We start from the raw sequence: 15,901 nt of genomic DNA, 5'->3' as shown, positions 1-15,901 counted from the left end.
GGCTCCTTGGACGGACTGGTAACGGAGGTCCAGGGACCCCTTGGGCAGGCTGGTAACGAGGTCCGGGGCTCCTTGGGCGGGCTGATAACGGGATCCAGGGACCTTCTTAGGCGGGCTGGTAATGGAGGTTCAGGACACCGGACTTGAAGGTGGTCGAATCGACCAGCTTGAGCGGCAGGCGGCCGGTGCTCTCGTCGAACAGCCGGGTTCCGGTGCCGAGCACGATCGGGTGGACCATCAGGTGGAGCTCGTCGATGAGGCCCGCACGCAGCAGCATCCTGGTCAGCGTGATGCTGCCGGTGATGCTGATGTTCTTGCCCGGCCGCTCCTTCGTCCTCCTCAGCTCGTCGATCACATCTCCGCTGATCAAGGTGGAGTTGTTCCACTCCGCCTTCTGCAGGGTGGTGGAGGCGACCAGCTTGGGGATGTTGTTCAGCTGGTCGGCCATCTCGCCGGTCCGGTGGGGCCAGACCTCGGCGAAGGACTCGTAGGTGGCCCGGCCCAGCAGGAGCGTGTCCGCCTCGGCCTGGATCGCCATGACCGCCGCGCCCATCTCCTCGTTCATGTAGGGGAAGTGCCACGTCTCGGGCGACTCCACGACGCCGTCCAGCGAGACGAACAGTCCGGAAACGATCTTCCTCATGGGTTTCTCCTCAGGGATGAAGTGGTGTGTGGTTCAGAGGGATGGAGTGGTGTGATTCAGGCGGACTTGCGGAAGCGGGCCGCGACCAGGGAGACCCAGGCCATCGCGATCATGACCCCCGTGGCGAGTGTCACCGAGCCGGCGTGCCCGCCGGTGATCGCCCAGCCGTCACCCACGATCAGGGCCACACCGGCCAGGCGGGAGGCGACGGCCGTGCCGCGGGCGCCGGTGCGGGTGAAGTACCGGCCGAGGACGAAGCACGCCGCGGCGAGGGCGATGAACGTCACCGCCCCCGTCACCATGTGCATGATGCTGTGCCAGCTCATCGCCGCCGGCGGCCCGGCGGGCGTACCCACGGGGAAGCCGTCGGCAGGATCCATGACGAAGACGCCCGCCCCGATCATTCCGATGCCGGCGGCCAGCGTCAGGCGCGGCACCCAGGTGCCGCCGGGCTCGCCGTACAGGGCCCCGCGGAACCCGAAGGAACCGGCGACGAGCAACGAGCCGACGATCAGGAAGTTGGTGATCTGGATCCACCCGAGCGAGCCGGTGGCGAACTGGCTGAACGGGTGGCGGACCAGGTCGAAGCCCTCACGGGTGAACGCCTGCGCAAGAGCGACCACGGTCCAGACGGGCATGGCGGCCGCAGCGGCGGTGAGCAGCGTGCGCGTGGAGGCGGAGCTGCGGGTCATCGTGCTGGTCATGTTCCCGGTTCCTTTCGTGGCTCTGCCTACACGTCGCCCAAGCGATGTGACAGGGAATGCAGGAAGGCCAGGGCCGCCGGAAAGGAATGGGAGTACGGCATGCGATCTCTCGTGACGAGCGTGAGCGAGCAGAAGGCGGACGAGACGCTCCGGATCGAGATGGGCACGTTCATCCAGGAGCCGGCACAGGCCGGGGTGCCGCCGGCCATCGGCGGGATGGAGTTGGGAGACAGCCTGCTCAAGTCCGCCGGTGGTAGGAGACAGCCTGCTCAGGTCCGCCGGTGGTAGGGAGACAGCGTGCTCAAGTCCGCCGGTGGCGGACTCACGGTGACCGACGGCCCCTTCGCCGAGGCGGAGGGGCCGTCGGGCGGGTCCGCGCTGATCGAGGCGGGGTCCAGGGAGGAGGCGTTGGAGCTGTCCCGCCGCTTCTTCAAGATCGTCAACGATGCCGTGGTCCGGATGGAGCAGATCTACTGACCAGCGCGCCGAGCCGGCGAGTCTTCGGGCTGTTCGGCCTCAGCCGCGCGTGCTCTCGTCGCTCGGCTCGTTCAGCGGGGTCAGCGCGGCCGAGGCCGCGTCGTGGTCCATGCCGGTCGCCTCCAGCAGATCGACAGCGATGGAGCGCAGCTGCGCGATGGTGACGTTCGCGGAGAAGCCCAGGTTTCTGGGCCGCTCCCGCGCGGCGACGGCAAGCAGCGCCTGCCTGGCCAGCATCGGTTCGCGTCCGGCCCCCAGTTCGAGCTGGAGCAGCAGCGCCGCCTCCGAGACCTCGCGCAGCGACTCGGCCAGCGCGGCCGGTGGCGGGCTGGCCTCGCCCAGCGCCGCGAGCGTGCGGCGGACCAGCACCCGCGCGTTACGCAGCGCCAGGTCCACCGGTACGGCGGCGGTCTCGTACCTGGTCAGTCTGGCCCGGTGATGCCAGCGCAGCGGTGAGATCATGATGATCTCCTTGCCGTTCTCCAGCGCCGCCTCGAACTCCTCGACCGCCGTCTGGGTCTTGCGTCCGCACTCCAGGGCCTCGGCGGCCAGGTCCACATCGCGCTTCTCGATCGCCTCCGCCGCCTGCTCCAGCACGGTGGAGAGGGCGTCGAGCACGCCGGACAGTTGCTTGCCCACGATGGTGAGCGGGCTGGCGGGCAGCAAGGCGACCGCGATGATGCCGATGACGCCGCCGGTGAGCGCGTCGGCCATCCGGTCCAGCCCGCCGACGTCCTCGCCCGGCACCAGCATGGCGACCAGCACCGCGGACGACCCGACCTGCGACACGAACAGCTCACCGCTGTTCAGCAGTCCCGCGATGGTCATGGCCAGCGCGATCACGAGCGCCATCTGCCAGGGGCCCGAGCCGATCCAGGACACCAGCAGGTCGCCGATGCCCACGCCCAGACTGACGCCGACCACCAGCTCGACCACCCTGCGCAGCCGCTGTCCGAGCCCCACACCCACACAGATCATCACGGAGATGGGCGCGAAGAGGGGGTGGGCGTGACCGAGCAGATGAACGGCGACGATCCAGGCCAGCGCGGCACCCACGGCGCACTGCGCGATGGATGGCGCAATGAGGCCGAACGTGCCCAGCCGTTTCCTAACTTGATCACTGAGCCACGTCCGCACTCCTCCACGATGGCGGATCTTTATGACATTGGGATCACATTTGCCCTGGATTCTTCTTATTCGGTCCATTCGGCGAAAGTCAGGGAGGCCACCGCCGCCTGCCCTTTGGCACCGGCGACCTGGGGCTCGGCGTGTGCTCTCTCAGGGATTCCGATGGGCTCTGGCGACGGGTCGATCCGTCTCTCCCGGCGGTCGGACGCCGCTACCGCCATCCCGAGCGCAGGCGTTTCAACGGCCGTAAGGCGTCAAGGCGTCAAGGCGTTGTGCGGGACCTTGTCTATGCTCTGCGACGCGATCCCGCGAGGGTTTCCGCTCCAAGGGCCGGGCTCCGGCTCGGGCGTGACGTGCTGACGGCGGTTACGCGACTGACACCGGGCCGGCGGCAGGGGCCGACTCCATGAGCCGCTGCTCGCCACCGGTCGACCGAGGCGAGACCGGCTCCAAGCCCCCTGTGATCACCGGCGGGGGCGGCGTCCCACCGGCGGTCAGTCTCGGCGGCGGGATGCCGCGGGCGACATCTTGGCCGATAACGCACCAGGTCAGCGCGGTGCACATGGTCCTGGTCGGCCTGGCTCATCGACGTCGGGCCGCAGGTAGCCTTGGGTGGCTGCGTGCCGAGCCGGTGGGTGCTTCTGGTCCGATCACCGGGAAACCGCCCGACTCGCCGCTGTCGGAAGTCCGCGGCGCGGACCGGTGGGTGAGCTGGGCCAGTGCGGCTGCCACCGGTTGAGCTCGCCGCCCAAGAACCGTGATCGAATCACGGAACGTTCGAGGTGTCTCCCCAGCCGCACCCCTCAACTGATGGGAGATCTGTGTTCAGGGCAACTGGCAGACGATCAGCGGTGCTCACCGCCCTCATGGCCACCGGGCTCGCACTGACCACCGCCACAACGGCCGCCGCGGCCACCGTCCACGAGGCGGTCTCAGCCCGCTCAGCGGGCGCAGGCCACCCCTCCATCATCGGTGGGAGTGCTGCGCCGGAGCCCTACTCGTTCATGGCCTCCTTCCGGCTGCGAGGGCTGCCCGGCCACCACTGCGGCGGTTCCCTTGTCGCCCCGGACTGGGTCGTCACCGCCGCCCACTGCAAGGGACTCATGAAGCCTGGCAGGACGCAGGTGCGGGTCGGCTCTCTCGACCGCGACGAGGGCGGAGCCCTCACCGGTGTGAAGCGTGTCATCACCTATCCCGGCCACGACGGACCCGGCCGGAGCGGGAAGTTCGAGAACGACATCCTGCTGGTCCAGCTGGACCGGCAGGTGGACCTCGAGCCCATCCGCATCGCCGACGACCCCGGCCGGGTGGGCGAGCCGAGCCGCGTCATCGGCTGGGGCATGGCATGCGAGGACAGGAACAATCCGACCTGCAAGAACGGCCCTCGGCGGTTGCAGGAGCTCGACACCGTACGCGTGCCCGACAACCGGTGCGCCTCCCTCAACCGCGGCAGCGAGCTGTGCACCGGCGAGCGCCGCGGGCGTGCGGCCAGCGCGTGCAACGGCGACTCCGGAGGTCCGCAGATCCGCAGGGTGGGCGGCCGGTGGGAGCTGATCGGAGCCACCTCACGCGATGGCGACGACGTGGAGGACCGCATGGACGGCGGCGCCGGCTGCTCCACCAACCCCAAGGGTGAGCCGGGAGTCGGCATCTGGACCGACGTGACCCACTACCGTTCCTGGATCACCGAGACCATCAAGGAACAGTCCGCGGAGCTTCACAGCGCCTCCTGATCACCCGTCGGACCGCGCGGTCGCCGATTAACTTGATCTTCAACCTGCGCGCTGTCGTCGGGCGGTCACGGTCTGTCCAGCCGCATGAGGGTTTGGCGTCCGAGAATCGGTCGGCGACCGGCTGACCAGACGCTCGGGACCACATCGGGAGCGGATCTCCGCCAGGCGTATCTCGGCCTCGACCGGCACGGCTACCATTCATGATCATGTCGATGTGGTTGAACCTCGCGAAGATCGATGTCGAGCTGCTGGAGTCCGTACAGGCGGACCCTGATCTGATCGGAGAGATCTTCTTCGATAACGGGCAGGCACCCGTCGGCTTCCAGCCGGAAACCGACATGTTCGGAGATGACTACCGAACCCTCAACGCCATCGCGGAGGGCAGAGCCAAGGCCGAGCATGAGAGTGCGCAGTGGAAGGAGTGCTATCCCTGGCTCGCGGCGGCGACCGGCGAGGACGGCGAGAACGACGTGGAGGGGTACGAGTTCGACTACGGTCCGGCCTTCGTCCTCGATCCCGGCCAGGTGACGGCCATCGCGCAAGGCCTGATGGGCGAGGGATGGGGATTCGGCGCCGCCCGGCGGGACGCGACAGACGGCACTTATGAGGGGTTCGAGGACCTCGGGCCGTTCTACGCGGCGGCGGCACGAGAGGGCAAGGCCATCGTGGGCGGGGTGAGCTGACCCGCTGCGGTGGCCACCGCACCGCTTCCGACGTGCCGTCCTCTCGCCGGGACGGCTGCGAACGGCCAGAGAGGACGCCGGAGGGCTGTCGCCTCGATCTCCTCGCGCTCCTCCTGTCTCATGCCTCACTCACGTTGTCCTCATACCTCACTCACGGTGAGTGAGGTCGCGGTCTTCGCGCCGGAGCCAAAACCCGTTGGTCATGTCTTGTCGGCACTCGTAAAGTGCCGATCATGGTGGAGACGATATCCGGGGAACACGCCCGATGACCCTGTTCACGCACCTCACCTCGGCCGACGACGTCCGCTCGATACGGCGGGCCGGCGTCCGCGCCCGCAGCCGAGGCTACGAGGGCACGGCCGGGGTGTTCTGCCTGCCGATCCTGCCCTCCTACCAGCTCACCCACCAGTGGGGCCGAGAGCTGCGGCGTGGTGGGCGGCGCACGATGGTCGCCGTCGACTTCCGGCTGCCCGACGACGAGCCCGTGTCCGTGGGCCGCTATGGACGGGCCCATCAGGAGCTTCCCAGCGCCGAGGCCGCGGCCCTGATCGCCGGGTGCGAGGACGCCCGCGGGTATGAGGTGTTCGTCTCCCGGGCGATCGGCGCCAAGGAGATCCACCGGGTCCGGGGGGTCAACCGGGTCACCGGCTGGCGATACATGCCCGACGCCCACGGCAGGTTCCCCTGCCCGTGTCCGGGATGCCTGCGGCGTGGGGAGTACGGCAGCGCGAAGATCCGCCAGGCGGCCGAGAGCCGCGGCTACTAGAGAAGCCGGCCGAGCGTGACGGCCATCTCGTCCATCTGATCGGCCTGGACGCCGTCGGCCCCGGTGCGCCCCATGAGCCCGAACACCCGGGGACCGCGGAGGTCCTCCGGCAGGTCACGCATGCGTGGCACGACATGGAAGTGCACGTGGTTGAAGCCTTCCAATTCGGCGAACTGCACCACGTAGGTCTTCACGCAGCCGGTCGCCTCCCGCAGCGCCCGCGACAGGCGGACCTGCCACAGACCCAGCGTGGACGCCTCGGCATCGCTCAGGTGCGCGACGGTCGTGACATGGCGCCGGGGGACCAGCACCAGCCACCCCGGCAGCGCCGTACCGATCGCGTGGGCGACACGCCAGTGATCGTCGAACGCGATCCTCTCCCGTGGCGGCAGCGTGTCGAACTGCGCTTCCTGATCGCAGGTGTAACAGCCCGAGAAGGTCGTCATGTCGTCCGATGCTATGAGGTCGGCATGCCGTCCGACCAGGCCGCGCCTCTGCTCCGCCGCGGCCTGGTCGGCGCGCACGGCCGAGGTGACGCACGGGGTCGCGTTGGCGATCGAGCGGCTGACCAGGTGTTCGGGGCCGTACCGAGAGTGGATCTCCATCAGGCGGACGTCGACGTCGAGGAGGTGTCCGTCCAGGCTGGCGGTCATGTCGCAGCAGGTCGACGCCGCCACCGGCTCCGGGTGCTCCTGGTCGAACTCCTCGTTCAGCACGTCCAGCGGATCGCGCCCGGTGACCCCGTAGCAGCCGGGCAGGGTCTGAGATCGCCGCGCGGGCGTACGTGGGGCGCCGCGGGGCGACCTTCGATCGTGGCCGTGCCGTACAAGAGCTCCGGGCGCGTCTCGATCGCCGGTTCAGTCGCGACCAAGGCAGGTCGGCCACCGCGGCTGGGCTTCACCGTACTCTCGCCCATCGGGGCCGTACGGGCGAACTCAAAAGCTTTGCCGGGGTCAGGCCGCCACGAGTCGAAGAATCTCGCGAGGGCGTGATTCGCGCTCGTCATAGGCGAGGTCCAGTCCTGCCGCCTTTATGGCGGCGAACGACGCGGCGAACGCGTCCTCGGACTCCCATTGCACGATGGAGATCACCGCGTCGGCCGACACCCAGCAGTCGGCTGAAAGGCATCCCGCTGTCCCCCGGAAGACCTCGGCGACCTGGTGGACGCGTGAGATGAACTCCTCGCGGTGAGAGGCGTGCGGATAGTGGCTTGCTACCATTCCTACCTTCATGATGCGCTCCTTGGCGTTTCTCGATGGTGTATCTGATATCGGATATCGGATCGTCGGCGAGCGTCCGGGCCGGACCGGCTCCAGGTGTGGCCGGTCACGGCGCCTTCCGCCCGCCGTCGCGGGTGGAGGTGGTGGTCGGCCCGGCGCTCAGCGGTCAGCGTCCTGAACGCGGTGGCCGCTGGATCCGGTCATCCAGCGCCCCGCTCGCCGACCCGCATCCGCCAGCCGTATCCGATCATTCGGACCAGCGCCGGGTCCACGATGAGGTGCCGGAACGGCCTGATCGCGGCCATGTAGACCTTCCCGAAGAGGCCGTTCGGCTTCACCAGCACGGCCATCTGGCCGCGGTGGCCACCGGCCCCGTCCGGGACCCAGCCGATGTGCATCACCGTGTGCACGGTCCGGTTGGCCATCTCCGCCGCCCACTCGTCGTCCGTCAGGTAGACCGAGCTGAACGGGACCGCGCGGAAGTCCGGCCCGGGGGAAGCGTCGCGGAGATCCGCCGGCAACCGGTCGCGCAGCGTCCGCACCCGCGCGCCGATGCCGGAGCCGGGCCCGTCCCAGCCGAGCAGCGCCCCGAGCTTCCAGCGGAGCGCGAACAGCGCGCGGGTGGCCCCGGAGAAGCGCCCCTCGCCGGAGCTCATCTGCCGCACCAGCCGCGGGAGGTCGTCAGGACCGCCCGGCGTCGGCAGCGCCCACACGTCCTCAACCCGGAAGTCAGGCGCGAGCTCATGGATCCGCCAGGGCCGGGAGGTGTGCGCGGTGTTCGGGATTCTCATCAGTGGACCTCTTCAGTTCAGATCAGAGGAGTACGTGGAGCGGGGGTCAAACCCGAGCACGCCGGCGACGGCGCCGGCGCCGGTCGCTCGCGGGAGCCCGTACGGCCCGCGGCTCACGAGGGTCGTGGAAGCCCGTACGGCCCGCGGCTCGCGGGGCTCACGGCTGTCGCCGGCTGTCCCATTCGGCCATCAGGCCGAACAGGGCGAGCTGGTCGAGTGCCGGCTGGTCGGGGTGGATCTCGCGGTAGCGCCGGTAGACGTTGACCACGACCCGTTCGGCGTCCAGCCAGTCGCCGTACTCGGCCAGGTCGATCCCGAACGCGGCCTCCTGGAAGTCCATGCCCTTGGCATGGGCGGCGTCGGCCTGCTCGACGACGTGGCTGAGATACCCGCGCACGGCGCGGATCCCGTCGGGGTCCGTCACCGGGCCGTGGCCCGGCACCACGGTCGGGGCGTCGAGGGCGAGCATCGTGTCGCAGGCGGCGATCCAGTTGGCGATGGGTCCGCTCCACACGATCGGCGTGCCGCCGATGAACAGCAGGTCGCCGGCGAAGAGCACGCCGGCGTCGGGTACGTGCACCACCGTGTCAGCCTCGGTGTGGGCGGGCCCGAGGTTGAGCAGACGCACCTCGCGCCCGCCCACGTCGAGGGTGAGCCGTCGGTCGAAGGTCTGGTCGGGCGTGCGCAGGCGGATGCCGCCGAAGTCGAAGGGCCCGAAGCGCTCGCGCAGGTACGGCGTGAGCGTGGGCCCGAGGTCCATGATCTGCAGGGCCGTGGTCAGCTCCGGCGCCATCTCGGTGTGCATCTCGTGCGCCGTCCCCTCGGCGGCGACGACGCGCACCGAGCCGGCGAGCAGCTGGCCGCCGTGGGTGTGGTCGCCGTTGGCGTGGGTGAGCACGGCGTGGCCGATCGGGTGCCGATCGGTGATCGGCTCCATGCCGGACAGCATCTCGGCGGTGAGCGGCAGGTCGTAGAGCGTGTCGACCAGCAGGGAGGCGCCCTCGCCCGCGACGAGGCCGGCGTTGCTCCTGCCGTACCCGCCGTCGGGCAGCAGCCACGCCCAGACGCCGTCAGCGACCTGGTGCAGCCCCTTCGTGTACGGCAGGGCGGGCTTGGCCGGGTTGACCCGGGGCCGGCGGGGCTTCGCGGTGGGGTCGGGCCTGGCGGCGAGCGGATGGGGGGCGGCGCTCGCCCGCACGGTCTGCCGCACCTCGCCCAGCCCCTCGGCGCGCAGCGACACCACGTCGCCGTCTTTGAGCCAGCCGCGGAAGGCACCGAGGTCGCCGAAGTCGAGGTGTTCGATCAGGCAGCAGCCGGGCACGGTGCCCGAGCCGAAGACGTCTCCCGGCCGGAGCTCGACGCCGCGGGAGGCGTAGGAGACGACCTCGCCGAAGGACCAGTCCATGGCGTCGGTACGGCCCTCGCCGACCGGCCGGCCGTTGACCTCGGCCCGCACCTGGAGCGCGAGCCCGCCGTCCGGGCCGAAGGGCAGCTCGTCGGGTGTGACCAGCCACGGCCCGAGCGTGGTCGCGCCGTCCTTGCCCTTCGCCTGGCCGATCTTGAGCTGGCTCTCGAGACCCTGCAGGTCACGGGCGCTCCAGTCGCAGAGGAGGGTGTAGCCGGCGATGTGCTCGATTGCCTGCTCGGGGGTCAGGTCGCGGCCCGGGGCGCCGATCACCGCGCCGATCTCCAGCTCGAAGTCGAACCAGGCGCTGCCGGGGGAGATGGGCACGTCGTCGTGGGGTCCGATGACGGTGGCGGGGTTGGCGAAGTAGAAGGCGGGGATCTGGTACCAGGTCGCCTCCAGCGTTCCCGTGCCGCCGGAGGCTCTGAGGCAGCCGCGCATGTGGTCGAGGAAGCACAGACAGTCCCGTATGGACGGCGGCCTGGGGATGGGGGCTCTCAGTGTGACGTCGGCGAGCGCGACGATCTCGTCGGGCTCGGCGAGCGCTCGCTCGCCCGCCTGCCGCAGCGAGGGGCCGAGCAGTTCGATCAGGGTCGTGCCCCTGGGCAACGCGTGGATCAGGTCACCGTCGATGACGCCGACCCGGTCGCCGTCAGCCGAGGCGTAGGTGACGAGGCGCAAAACGACCTCCTGTGTTGGTCAACATAGAATATGATTGCTAGCACAGAAGGAGGTGGCGTGACAACACGACGAGGCGGTGCTGCAGGTCAGGGCGTGAGCAGGCCCCGCGTGCGCGAGGTGCCGCCTCCAACCGCCGGCTCGGAACGCTCCTCCTCGCAGGGGAACGCCAGTGGGCAGGGCGTCATAGGGCAGGGCGCTATAGGGGAGCGCCGGCGGGCACGGCGCGGAGGTCCGGCTCCGCCGTCATCCGGCTCCGCTCCCGGCGCGCCGGGAGTCGAGCGGACCGCAGGCCACGGCGGACAGCACCGCGACCAGGCCCAGGGCGGCCAGCGCCACCGCCGGTCCACAGCCTCCGGCGTCGAGGAGCCGGCCTACGGCGACCCCTCCCAGGAAGGCGGACATGCCGGACAGGAAGCTGAGCACCCCCAGATAGGCCCCGAACCGATCGGCCGGCGCGCACCGCGCGACGGTCTGGAACAGCGCCGGCTGCATGAGCCCCTTGGCCAGCCCGTTGAGTACGGCGGCCGCCAGCAGCCCGGCCGTCTGACCGTCACCGCCTCCCGACGGCGTCACGAGCAGCACCAGATAGCCGGCCCCCGCGCAGAGCAGTCCGCTCCGCAGCACCCACGGGCGTTCCCCCCGTCCGCCCGTCGCGCACCACGGCTGAACCGCCGTCGCGACCATCGCCACCACCGAGAAGAACAGGGTCGTCGCGCCCGCCCCGACGTCCTTGAGCGGGACGACGGTCACGATCTGGTCGGCGAGCAACGTGCTGGGCGCGGCGACCACGGCGAAGCGTACGAACCTCCGATCGCGGAGCACCGCCGCCACTCCTTCGGCGACCGTCCGTGTGCCATGCCGGGCACCGGCCCAGCGTTCCGTACGGAGATGCGGGTCCGCGCGGAGATGCGGGTCCGCGCGGAGATGCGGGTCCGCGCGGGGAGCGGTGCGGCGCTCCTCCCCCAGCAGGGTGAACAGCACGGCGGCGATCGCCCACGCGGCCGCCGCCGCGGCCGACAGCACCCAGAACCCGGCAGTCAGCAGGAGCAGCCCGACAGGCGGACCGGCCACCGCGGCCACCTGCCCGGCGATCGTGTAGGCCGCGAACCCTCGGGAGCGGCGCGCCGGCGCCAGCCCGGCCAGCAGGGACTGGGCGGTGGGATGGAACAGCGCACCGCCCACCCCCAGCAGCACGGCCGCACCGAGCAGCCCGGCGAGCTCGTCCGCGGTCCCGAGCAGCACGAATCCCGCCGCGCGCAGCGTGCAGGCCAGCACCCCCGCCCTCGTCGCACCGATCAGATCGGTCACCGCGCCCACCGGCAGGAACAGCGCGTACTGGACCGCGATGCGCACACCGAGCACCAGGGTGATGGTCCCGGCGAGCATGCCGAGATCGTGCCGCAGATGGGCCACCAGATGCGCCATCACCGCGAAGAATCCGAGCGAGATGGCGGACTGCACCCCCACGACCACCACGATCACTCGCCGGTCGGACGGCCCGCCCGCTGGGCGACGGCACGCCACGGACTGCCCGGGAGAATTCACGCGAGCACGGTCCGGACGGCGGCGGCCGACTCCACCCGAAGCCGCAGCGGGCAAGTGGGGGTACGGCGGTGCGACACGGGGGACTCCTTGCTCTCGGCGAACGGTGAGAGCAGACCAGGTCGATCCAGGTCGTGTCTAATATCGACAAGAGGGTGCGATCGATACCGGAATGAATAACCATGCTGCTCAGACATGGTTCAGCGGCTGGCCCGGCACGGTCTGCGCACGCCGTGAAGCCCGGGGTCCGCGCTGAGAGCCGCCGGGCCGGATCACTCGTTCCCACGGAGCCGAGGGACCTGGTCGGGATTCCCGCAGAGTCGAGATCTGGTCGAGGTTCCTGTGGAGCCGAGAGACCTGGTCAATGTTCCTATGGACCCGTGAGACCTGGTCGAGGCCAGAGGGTCACGGTCCGTGCCGGTCCCTCAATGTCGATCCGTGCCGATCCGGGTGTTGCGGCGAGCGACGGAAGGCGAACGATGGAAGGCGAGGGACGATCGCCCTCGGATTACCGCGGTCCGCGCCTTACGGAGCACCCGCGGGCCGGGGTCCCCGTGGTCGGAAGTGTTCTCCGATGGTCCGCGCCCTCTCGGGAGCACCCACGGACCGGACCCCGCGTGGCCGGGGTCACCGCTTCGGGGTGAGGTCGGCGTCGAACCGTATCTCGACTCCGTCACCGACCTTGAGCGCGCCGAACAGCGCCGAGTAGGGCCGGATCCCCCATCGGGTCTGCACGATGGTCGCCGAGCCCTGTGCGCGGCTCCCGGCCAGCGAGCCCTGTATCTCGACGGGCTGTGTGACGCCGACGATGGTGAGGTCGCCCTCGACGCGGAACGACTCCGCGGTCCCGTCGACCCGGGTCGACCGGAACGTGATCATTGGGTTACGCCCGGTGTGAAGGATCTTCTCTCGGAGGATTTTCTCGATCTCCCGGCGGTCGGAGCCCGTGAGGGGCTTGACGCCACCGGTCCCTTCCCGGACTTCGAACGACCCGGCGTCGATCTCGACGGTCACCGAGGAGCCGGCCGGGTCAGTGGTGTCGACTGTGGCCTCGCCATGCCAGCGGGTGACCTCGATGGTGAGATCGTGGCCGGCCTTCGCCCCCAGCCCGCTGCGGGCCGTGTTGACGAGGAGCCTGCCGGACTCAGGCCCCAACGTGTAGCTACCGGTGGTGACGCCCACCATGCCAGGTTATCCCGCGTCCGAAGGACCCGTAGCGGCACCTACCGCCGGCATGACGTGCCTCCGGCGCTCCGGCGCTCCGGCGCTCCGGCGCGTCGTCGGCCGCCCTCAGGCGTACCGGCGGCGCTTCCGCCGGGGAAGGCCCAAAGCGGCGTCCTGGATCGATGAGTCGGCAGCCGTGGCGGTCCTGTCCGCTTCAATGAAACTGGCAGCATCTTCGACCACATCGTTGAACCATAAGTGTAAACTTTCATCCGTTTTTACTGGGCCAATGAGGTAATAACCTTCAACTCCATGAGGCGGTCACATGTCCGGTGAGCGACTCCGGCCGGTCGACCTGGCGCGTGAGCACGGCCTGTCGACACAGGCGGTGCGGAACTACGAAGAAGCCGGCATCCTCCCGCCGGCGGACCGCACACCCCACGGCTACCGGACCTACACCCCCCTCCACGCGCAGGCCCTTCGCGCGTTCACCGCCCTGGTGTCGGCCCACGGACACCAGACGGCAACGTCGATCATGCGGGCGGTGAACCAGGGCGCGGTCGAGGACGCCCTGGAGCTGATCGATGGAAGCCATCTCCAGCTCCTCGAGGACCGCCGGACGCTCTCGGCCGTGGAAAAGGCGCTCCGGGACCTGGCGCAGTCAGGAACGCCCGACCCTCCCCCGCCCGGCGTCACGTTCATCGGGCCGCTGGCCCGGAAACTGGGGATCCGGCCGGCGACCCTCCGCAAATGGGAGCAGGCCGGATTGATCCGTCCGCAGCGGGACCCGCAGACCGGTTACCGCGTCTACACCCCTGCCGACGTGCGGGACGCCCGGCTGGCCCACCAGCTCAGACGCGGAGGGTATCTGCTGGAGCAGATCTCCCCGCTGCTCGCACAGGTGCGGACAGCCGGAGGCCTGGCCCCCCTGGAGTCCGTCCTGGGCGACTGGCGCCGCCGGCTGTCCGCGCGCGGCCTCTCAATGCTGGCCGGCGCGGCCGAACTCGCCGCCTACCTGCGTCAGCGCGGCACCCTTCATGCAGGGGACGCCCTGGACTAGGTGTCGCCACCGTGCTGGCCGAGCGCGTCGAGGATCGGGCGTCGCGCGGCGACCGGTACCTGCCCGGCCGGCAGGGCCGGGCCCCGCGTCGGCCGACACCGCTGCCTGATCCCCGCGGTCATCGATGCTCCAGAACGTTGACCACACGGCCGTTCGGGTCGCGGACGAAGAACCGGCGGACTCCCCACTCCTCGTCCCGCAGCGGGTGCACGATCTCGGCGCCGCGCTCGCGCATGGCCGCGTAAGCCGCGTCCACATCGTCCACCTCGATGCTCACGTCCGGGATGACGGATGCGGTCTTGTCGCTGATCATGAAGCTGACCTGGGCCGCAGGCGTGGACGGAGAGGCGAGGGTCATGATCCAGCCGTGGTTCATGACCTCCTCCAGGCCGAGCAGGCCGTAGAACTCCGAGCTCTCCTCCAGGGCTTCCGACTGGATGTTGGGGACGATCCGACGGGCTGACATCGGCGACTCCTGCGGCAGAGGGGGTGTGGGTCTGATCCTTCCGTCCAGGATGGCGCATGTGTTCCCGGACCGGGTTCCGGCGCCGGTACGGCGGGCCGCCCCTCACCGCCGCGTCACCCGGGAAACATGTCGCTCGGGAAAGCGTGCCACCCGGGAAACATGCCACTTGGGAAAGCCGTGTCACCCGGGAAAACGGCCTGGGAGGTCGTCGCTCGGGTACGTTGGGGCCGATGAACGATCAGCGCGCGGGAGTCGCAGGGCAGGAGCGTGGCCGTCGGCCGGGTGGGCGGGCGGTGCCCGCGCGGCCGGACGCCTCGGGTGGCGGGCCGCCGGACATGCGCGCGGGCCGGTCGCGCGGGAGGCCGATGGCCGCCTCGCTCGTCGCCCTGGCCCTCGCGGTCTCCGGCTGCGCCGGCGCGCAGGGCGCCGCCTCACCGGCCGCTCCCGGCCAGACGGCGGTCCGGCCCGCCGCGGAGCGTCCGGCGACGCCACCGGCGAAGGCGAAGGAGTCCGCACCCCGGACGCCCGCGGGTCAGGCGCCCGCCCTGCCCGCTCCGGACGTGGCCATCCCCACCGACCCGTCACGGCTGGCCCGTTCCCTGACCGGCACCGTCGCGGAGCTGCGACGTGCCGTCGACGGCTGGATCCGCGACGGCGACCCCGCCAAGGGAGACCCCCCTGAGCCGGTGGTGCTGCTTGCCCTGCACCAGCAGCGCATCTACCGCTACCTGGCCCGCAACCCACAGGTCGCCTCCCGCACCTACGCCAGGCTGCCGAAGGCCCTGGCCGGGCAGGCGAAGGACAACGTGACGGCCGCCCGGAACCTGCTCTCCCTCGTCCGGCCCATCAGCAAGCCGGCGCAATTCCGCGTCCAGCCGCCCGAGCCCGCCGATGTCCTGCTCGGCCACTTCCGGCACGCCGCGCGCCGCTTCGGCGTCGAGTGGGAGGTGCTGGCGGCGGTGATGTTCGTCGAGACCAAGTTCGGCCGGGTACGGTCACCGAGCCACACGGGCGCCAAGGGCCCCATGCAGTTCATGCCGGGAACGTGGGACGCCTACGGGATGGGCGGTGACATCCAGGACACCCGCGACGCCCTGCTGGCCGCGGCCAACTACCTGCACGCCTCGGGGGCGCCGCGCGACTACCGGCGCGCGCTGTACGCCTACAACCACTCCCAGGCGTACGTCGACGCGGTGCTGCTGCACGCCCGCCAGATCAAGCGGGACATCAGGAACTACTACGCCTACTACAACTGGCAGGTCTTCGTGGTCACCACCCGCGGCGACCGCCGCCTCACCGGCCCCTGACCTCGCGACCCGGCACCGCTCCTGGCTCCCCCGAGTCGATTCACCTCTCGTAGGCCCGTCAGGTCGCGGGGAGAACCGGCTGCTGCGGTGACCGCTCTGCCGGGGCTCTGTCTCCGTCCTGAACGCTCCCG

At 70.3% G+C, this 15,901-nt stretch carries 17 protein-coding genes; 7 read left to right on the top strand and 10 right to left on the bottom strand.

Features of this window, described 5'->3' with window-relative positions; genetic code table 11:
- Positions 1 to 106 precede the first annotated feature (106 nt).
- Both J2S55_RS20460 and J2S55_RS20455 read right to left on the bottom strand, forming a co-directional pair.
- Positions 107 to 643, bottom strand: a complete 537-nt coding sequence (locus J2S55_RS20460; RefSeq protein WP_306863407.1) for a dihydrofolate reductase family protein — start codon at positions 641 to 643, stop codon at positions 107 to 109.
- Between the two features lie 56 nt (positions 644 to 699).
- Positions 700 to 1,347 carry a DUF998 domain-containing protein gene (locus tag J2S55_RS20455; RefSeq protein WP_306863403.1) on the bottom strand — a complete coding sequence of 216 codons (648 nt, stop codon included), beginning with the start codon at positions 1,345 to 1,347 and terminating at the stop codon, positions 700 to 702.
- Positions 1,348 to 1,446: 99 nt separating this feature from the next.
- Between J2S55_RS20455 and J2S55_RS20450 the strand changes: the two genes are divergently transcribed.
- Both J2S55_RS20450 and J2S55_RS20445 read left to right on the top strand, forming a co-directional pair.
- The gene (locus J2S55_RS20450) at positions 1,447 to 1,635 is read left to right on the top strand and encodes a hypothetical protein (RefSeq protein ID WP_306863400.1); all 189 of its coding nucleotides are present in this window, start codon (positions 1,447 to 1,449) and stop codon (positions 1,633 to 1,635) included.
- A gap of 9 nt (positions 1,636 to 1,644) precedes the next feature.
- Complete coding sequence (locus J2S55_RS20445; protein WP_306863397.1) at positions 1,645 to 1,824, top strand: YciI family protein; 180 nt, start codon at positions 1,645 to 1,647, stop codon at positions 1,822 to 1,824.
- 39 nt (positions 1,825 to 1,863) lie between these two features.
- Here the strand turns inward: J2S55_RS20445 and J2S55_RS20440 are convergent, their stop codons facing one another.
- Positions 1,864 to 2,961, bottom strand: coding sequence for an FUSC family protein (locus J2S55_RS20440; RefSeq protein WP_306863393.1), 1,098 nt, complete (start codon positions 2,959 to 2,961; stop codon positions 1,864 to 1,866).
- An 842-nt stretch (positions 2,962 to 3,803) separates the two neighbouring features.
- Between J2S55_RS20440 and J2S55_RS20435 the strand changes: the two genes are divergently transcribed.
- From J2S55_RS20435 to J2S55_RS20425, 3 genes are all read left to right on the top strand, one after another.
- On the top strand, positions 3,804 to 4,685 hold the full coding sequence (locus J2S55_RS20435) for a S1 family peptidase (RefSeq protein ID WP_306863391.1): 882 nt from the start codon (positions 3,804 to 3,806) through the stop codon (positions 4,683 to 4,685).
- A gap of 212 nt (positions 4,686 to 4,897) precedes the next feature.
- Positions 4,898 to 5,368 carry a hypothetical protein gene (locus J2S55_RS20430; protein WP_306863388.1) on the top strand — a complete coding sequence of 157 codons (471 nt, stop codon included), beginning with the start codon at positions 4,898 to 4,900 and terminating at the stop codon, positions 5,366 to 5,368.
- A 265-nt stretch (positions 5,369 to 5,633) separates the two neighbouring features.
- Positions 5,634 to 6,134 (top strand): hypothetical protein, encoded by a 501-nt coding sequence (locus J2S55_RS20425; protein WP_306863386.1) that lies wholly within the window; start codon positions 5,634 to 5,636, stop codon positions 6,132 to 6,134.
- Here J2S55_RS20425 and J2S55_RS20420 read toward each other — a convergent pair.
- The 6 genes from J2S55_RS20420 to J2S55_RS20395 form a co-directional block, all read right to left on the bottom strand.
- Positions 6,131 to 6,850, bottom strand: a complete 720-nt coding sequence (locus J2S55_RS20420) for an HIT family protein (RefSeq protein WP_306863384.1) — start codon at positions 6,848 to 6,850, stop codon at positions 6,131 to 6,133. The two genes, J2S55_RS20425 and J2S55_RS20420, sit on opposite strands and share 4 nt — an antisense overlap.
- 237 nt (positions 6,851 to 7,087) lie before the next feature.
- Complete coding sequence (locus tag J2S55_RS20415) at positions 7,088 to 7,366, bottom strand: antibiotic biosynthesis monooxygenase (RefSeq protein ID WP_306863382.1); 279 nt, start codon at positions 7,364 to 7,366, stop codon at positions 7,088 to 7,090.
- Between the two features lie 188 nt (positions 7,367 to 7,554).
- Positions 7,555 to 8,145, bottom strand: a complete 591-nt coding sequence (locus J2S55_RS20410) for a DUF2867 domain-containing protein (protein WP_306863379.1) — start codon at positions 8,143 to 8,145, stop codon at positions 7,555 to 7,557.
- Between the two features lie 157 nt (positions 8,146 to 8,302).
- The gene (locus J2S55_RS20405; protein WP_306863377.1) at positions 8,303 to 10,231 is read right to left on the bottom strand and encodes a fumarylacetoacetate hydrolase family protein; all 1,929 of its coding nucleotides are present in this window, start codon (positions 10,229 to 10,231) and stop codon (positions 8,303 to 8,305) included.
- A 243-nt stretch (positions 10,232 to 10,474) separates the two neighbouring features.
- Positions 10,475 to 11,698 (bottom strand): MFS transporter, encoded by a 1,224-nt coding sequence (locus J2S55_RS20400; RefSeq protein WP_306863374.1) that lies wholly within the window; start codon positions 11,696 to 11,698, stop codon positions 10,475 to 10,477.
- Positions 11,699 to 12,400: 702 nt separating this feature from the next.
- Positions 12,401 to 12,958: a YceI family protein gene (locus J2S55_RS20395; protein ID WP_306863372.1), complete on the bottom strand. Its 558-nt coding sequence runs from the start codon at positions 12,956 to 12,958 to the stop codon at positions 12,401 to 12,403.
- A gap of 304 nt (positions 12,959 to 13,262) precedes the next feature.
- Here J2S55_RS20395 and J2S55_RS20390 point away from each other — a divergent pair, with 304 nt between their 5' ends.
- Positions 13,263 to 13,997 (top strand): TioE family transcriptional regulator, encoded by a 735-nt coding sequence (locus J2S55_RS20390; protein WP_306863370.1) that lies wholly within the window; start codon positions 13,263 to 13,265, stop codon positions 13,995 to 13,997.
- Positions 13,998 to 14,115: 118 nt separating this feature from the next.
- Here the strand turns inward: J2S55_RS20390 and J2S55_RS20385 are convergent, their stop codons facing one another.
- Positions 14,116 to 14,463, bottom strand: coding sequence for a VOC family protein (locus tag J2S55_RS20385; RefSeq protein WP_306863367.1), 348 nt, complete (start codon positions 14,461 to 14,463; stop codon positions 14,116 to 14,118).
- 230 nt (positions 14,464 to 14,693) lie between these two features.
- Here J2S55_RS20385 and J2S55_RS20380 point away from each other — a divergent pair, with 230 nt between their 5' ends.
- Complete coding sequence (locus J2S55_RS20380) at positions 14,694 to 15,770, top strand: lytic transglycosylase domain-containing protein (protein WP_306863364.1); 1,077 nt, start codon at positions 14,694 to 14,696, stop codon at positions 15,768 to 15,770.
- Positions 15,771 to 15,901: the final 131 nt, after the last annotated feature.

It is taken from the genome of Streptosporangium brasiliense, from assembly GCF_030811595.1.
GTDB classification, from domain to species: domain Bacteria; phylum Actinomycetota; class Actinomycetes; order Streptosporangiales; family Streptosporangiaceae; genus Streptosporangium; species Streptosporangium brasiliense.
Note: the sequence above shows the minus strand (reverse complement) of the source record. Positions and strands in the feature narration are given on the sequence as shown.

Excerpts from the sequence above, each read along its gene's own strand:
- J2S55_RS20460 (WP_306863407.1), bottom strand. The coding sequence starts at position 643 with ATGAGGAAGATCGTTTCCGGACTGTTCGTCTCGCTGGACGGCGTCGTG.
- J2S55_RS20455 (WP_306863403.1), bottom strand. The coding sequence starts at position 1,347 with ATGACCAGCACGATGACCCGCAGCTCCGCCTCCACGCGCACGCTGCTC.
- J2S55_RS20450 (WP_306863400.1), top strand. The coding sequence starts at position 1,447 with ATGCGATCTCTCGTGACGAGCGTGAGCGAGCAGAAGGCGGACGAGACG.
- J2S55_RS20430 (WP_306863388.1), top strand. The coding sequence starts at position 4,898 with ATGTGGTTGAACCTCGCGAAGATCGATGTCGAGCTGCTGGAGTCCGTA.
- J2S55_RS20425 (WP_306863386.1), top strand. The coding sequence starts at position 5,634 with ATGACCCTGTTCACGCACCTCACCTCGGCCGACGACGTCCGCTCGATA.
- J2S55_RS20415 (WP_306863382.1), bottom strand. The coding sequence starts at position 7,366 with ATGAAGGTAGGAATGGTAGCAAGCCACTATCCGCACGCCTCTCACCGC.
- J2S55_RS20410 (WP_306863379.1), bottom strand. The coding sequence starts at position 8,145 with ATGAGAATCCCGAACACCGCGCACACCTCCCGGCCCTGGCGGATCCAT.
- J2S55_RS20395 (WP_306863372.1), bottom strand. The coding sequence starts at position 12,958 with ATGGTGGGCGTCACCACCGGTAGCTACACGTTGGGGCCTGAGTCCGGC.
- J2S55_RS20390 (WP_306863370.1), top strand. The coding sequence starts at position 13,263 with ATGTCCGGTGAGCGACTCCGGCCGGTCGACCTGGCGCGTGAGCACGGC.
- J2S55_RS20385 (WP_306863367.1), bottom strand. The coding sequence starts at position 14,463 with ATGTCAGCCCGTCGGATCGTCCCCAACATCCAGTCGGAAGCCCTGGAG.
- J2S55_RS20380 (WP_306863364.1), top strand. The coding sequence starts at position 14,694 with ATGAACGATCAGCGCGCGGGAGTCGCAGGGCAGGAGCGTGGCCGTCGG.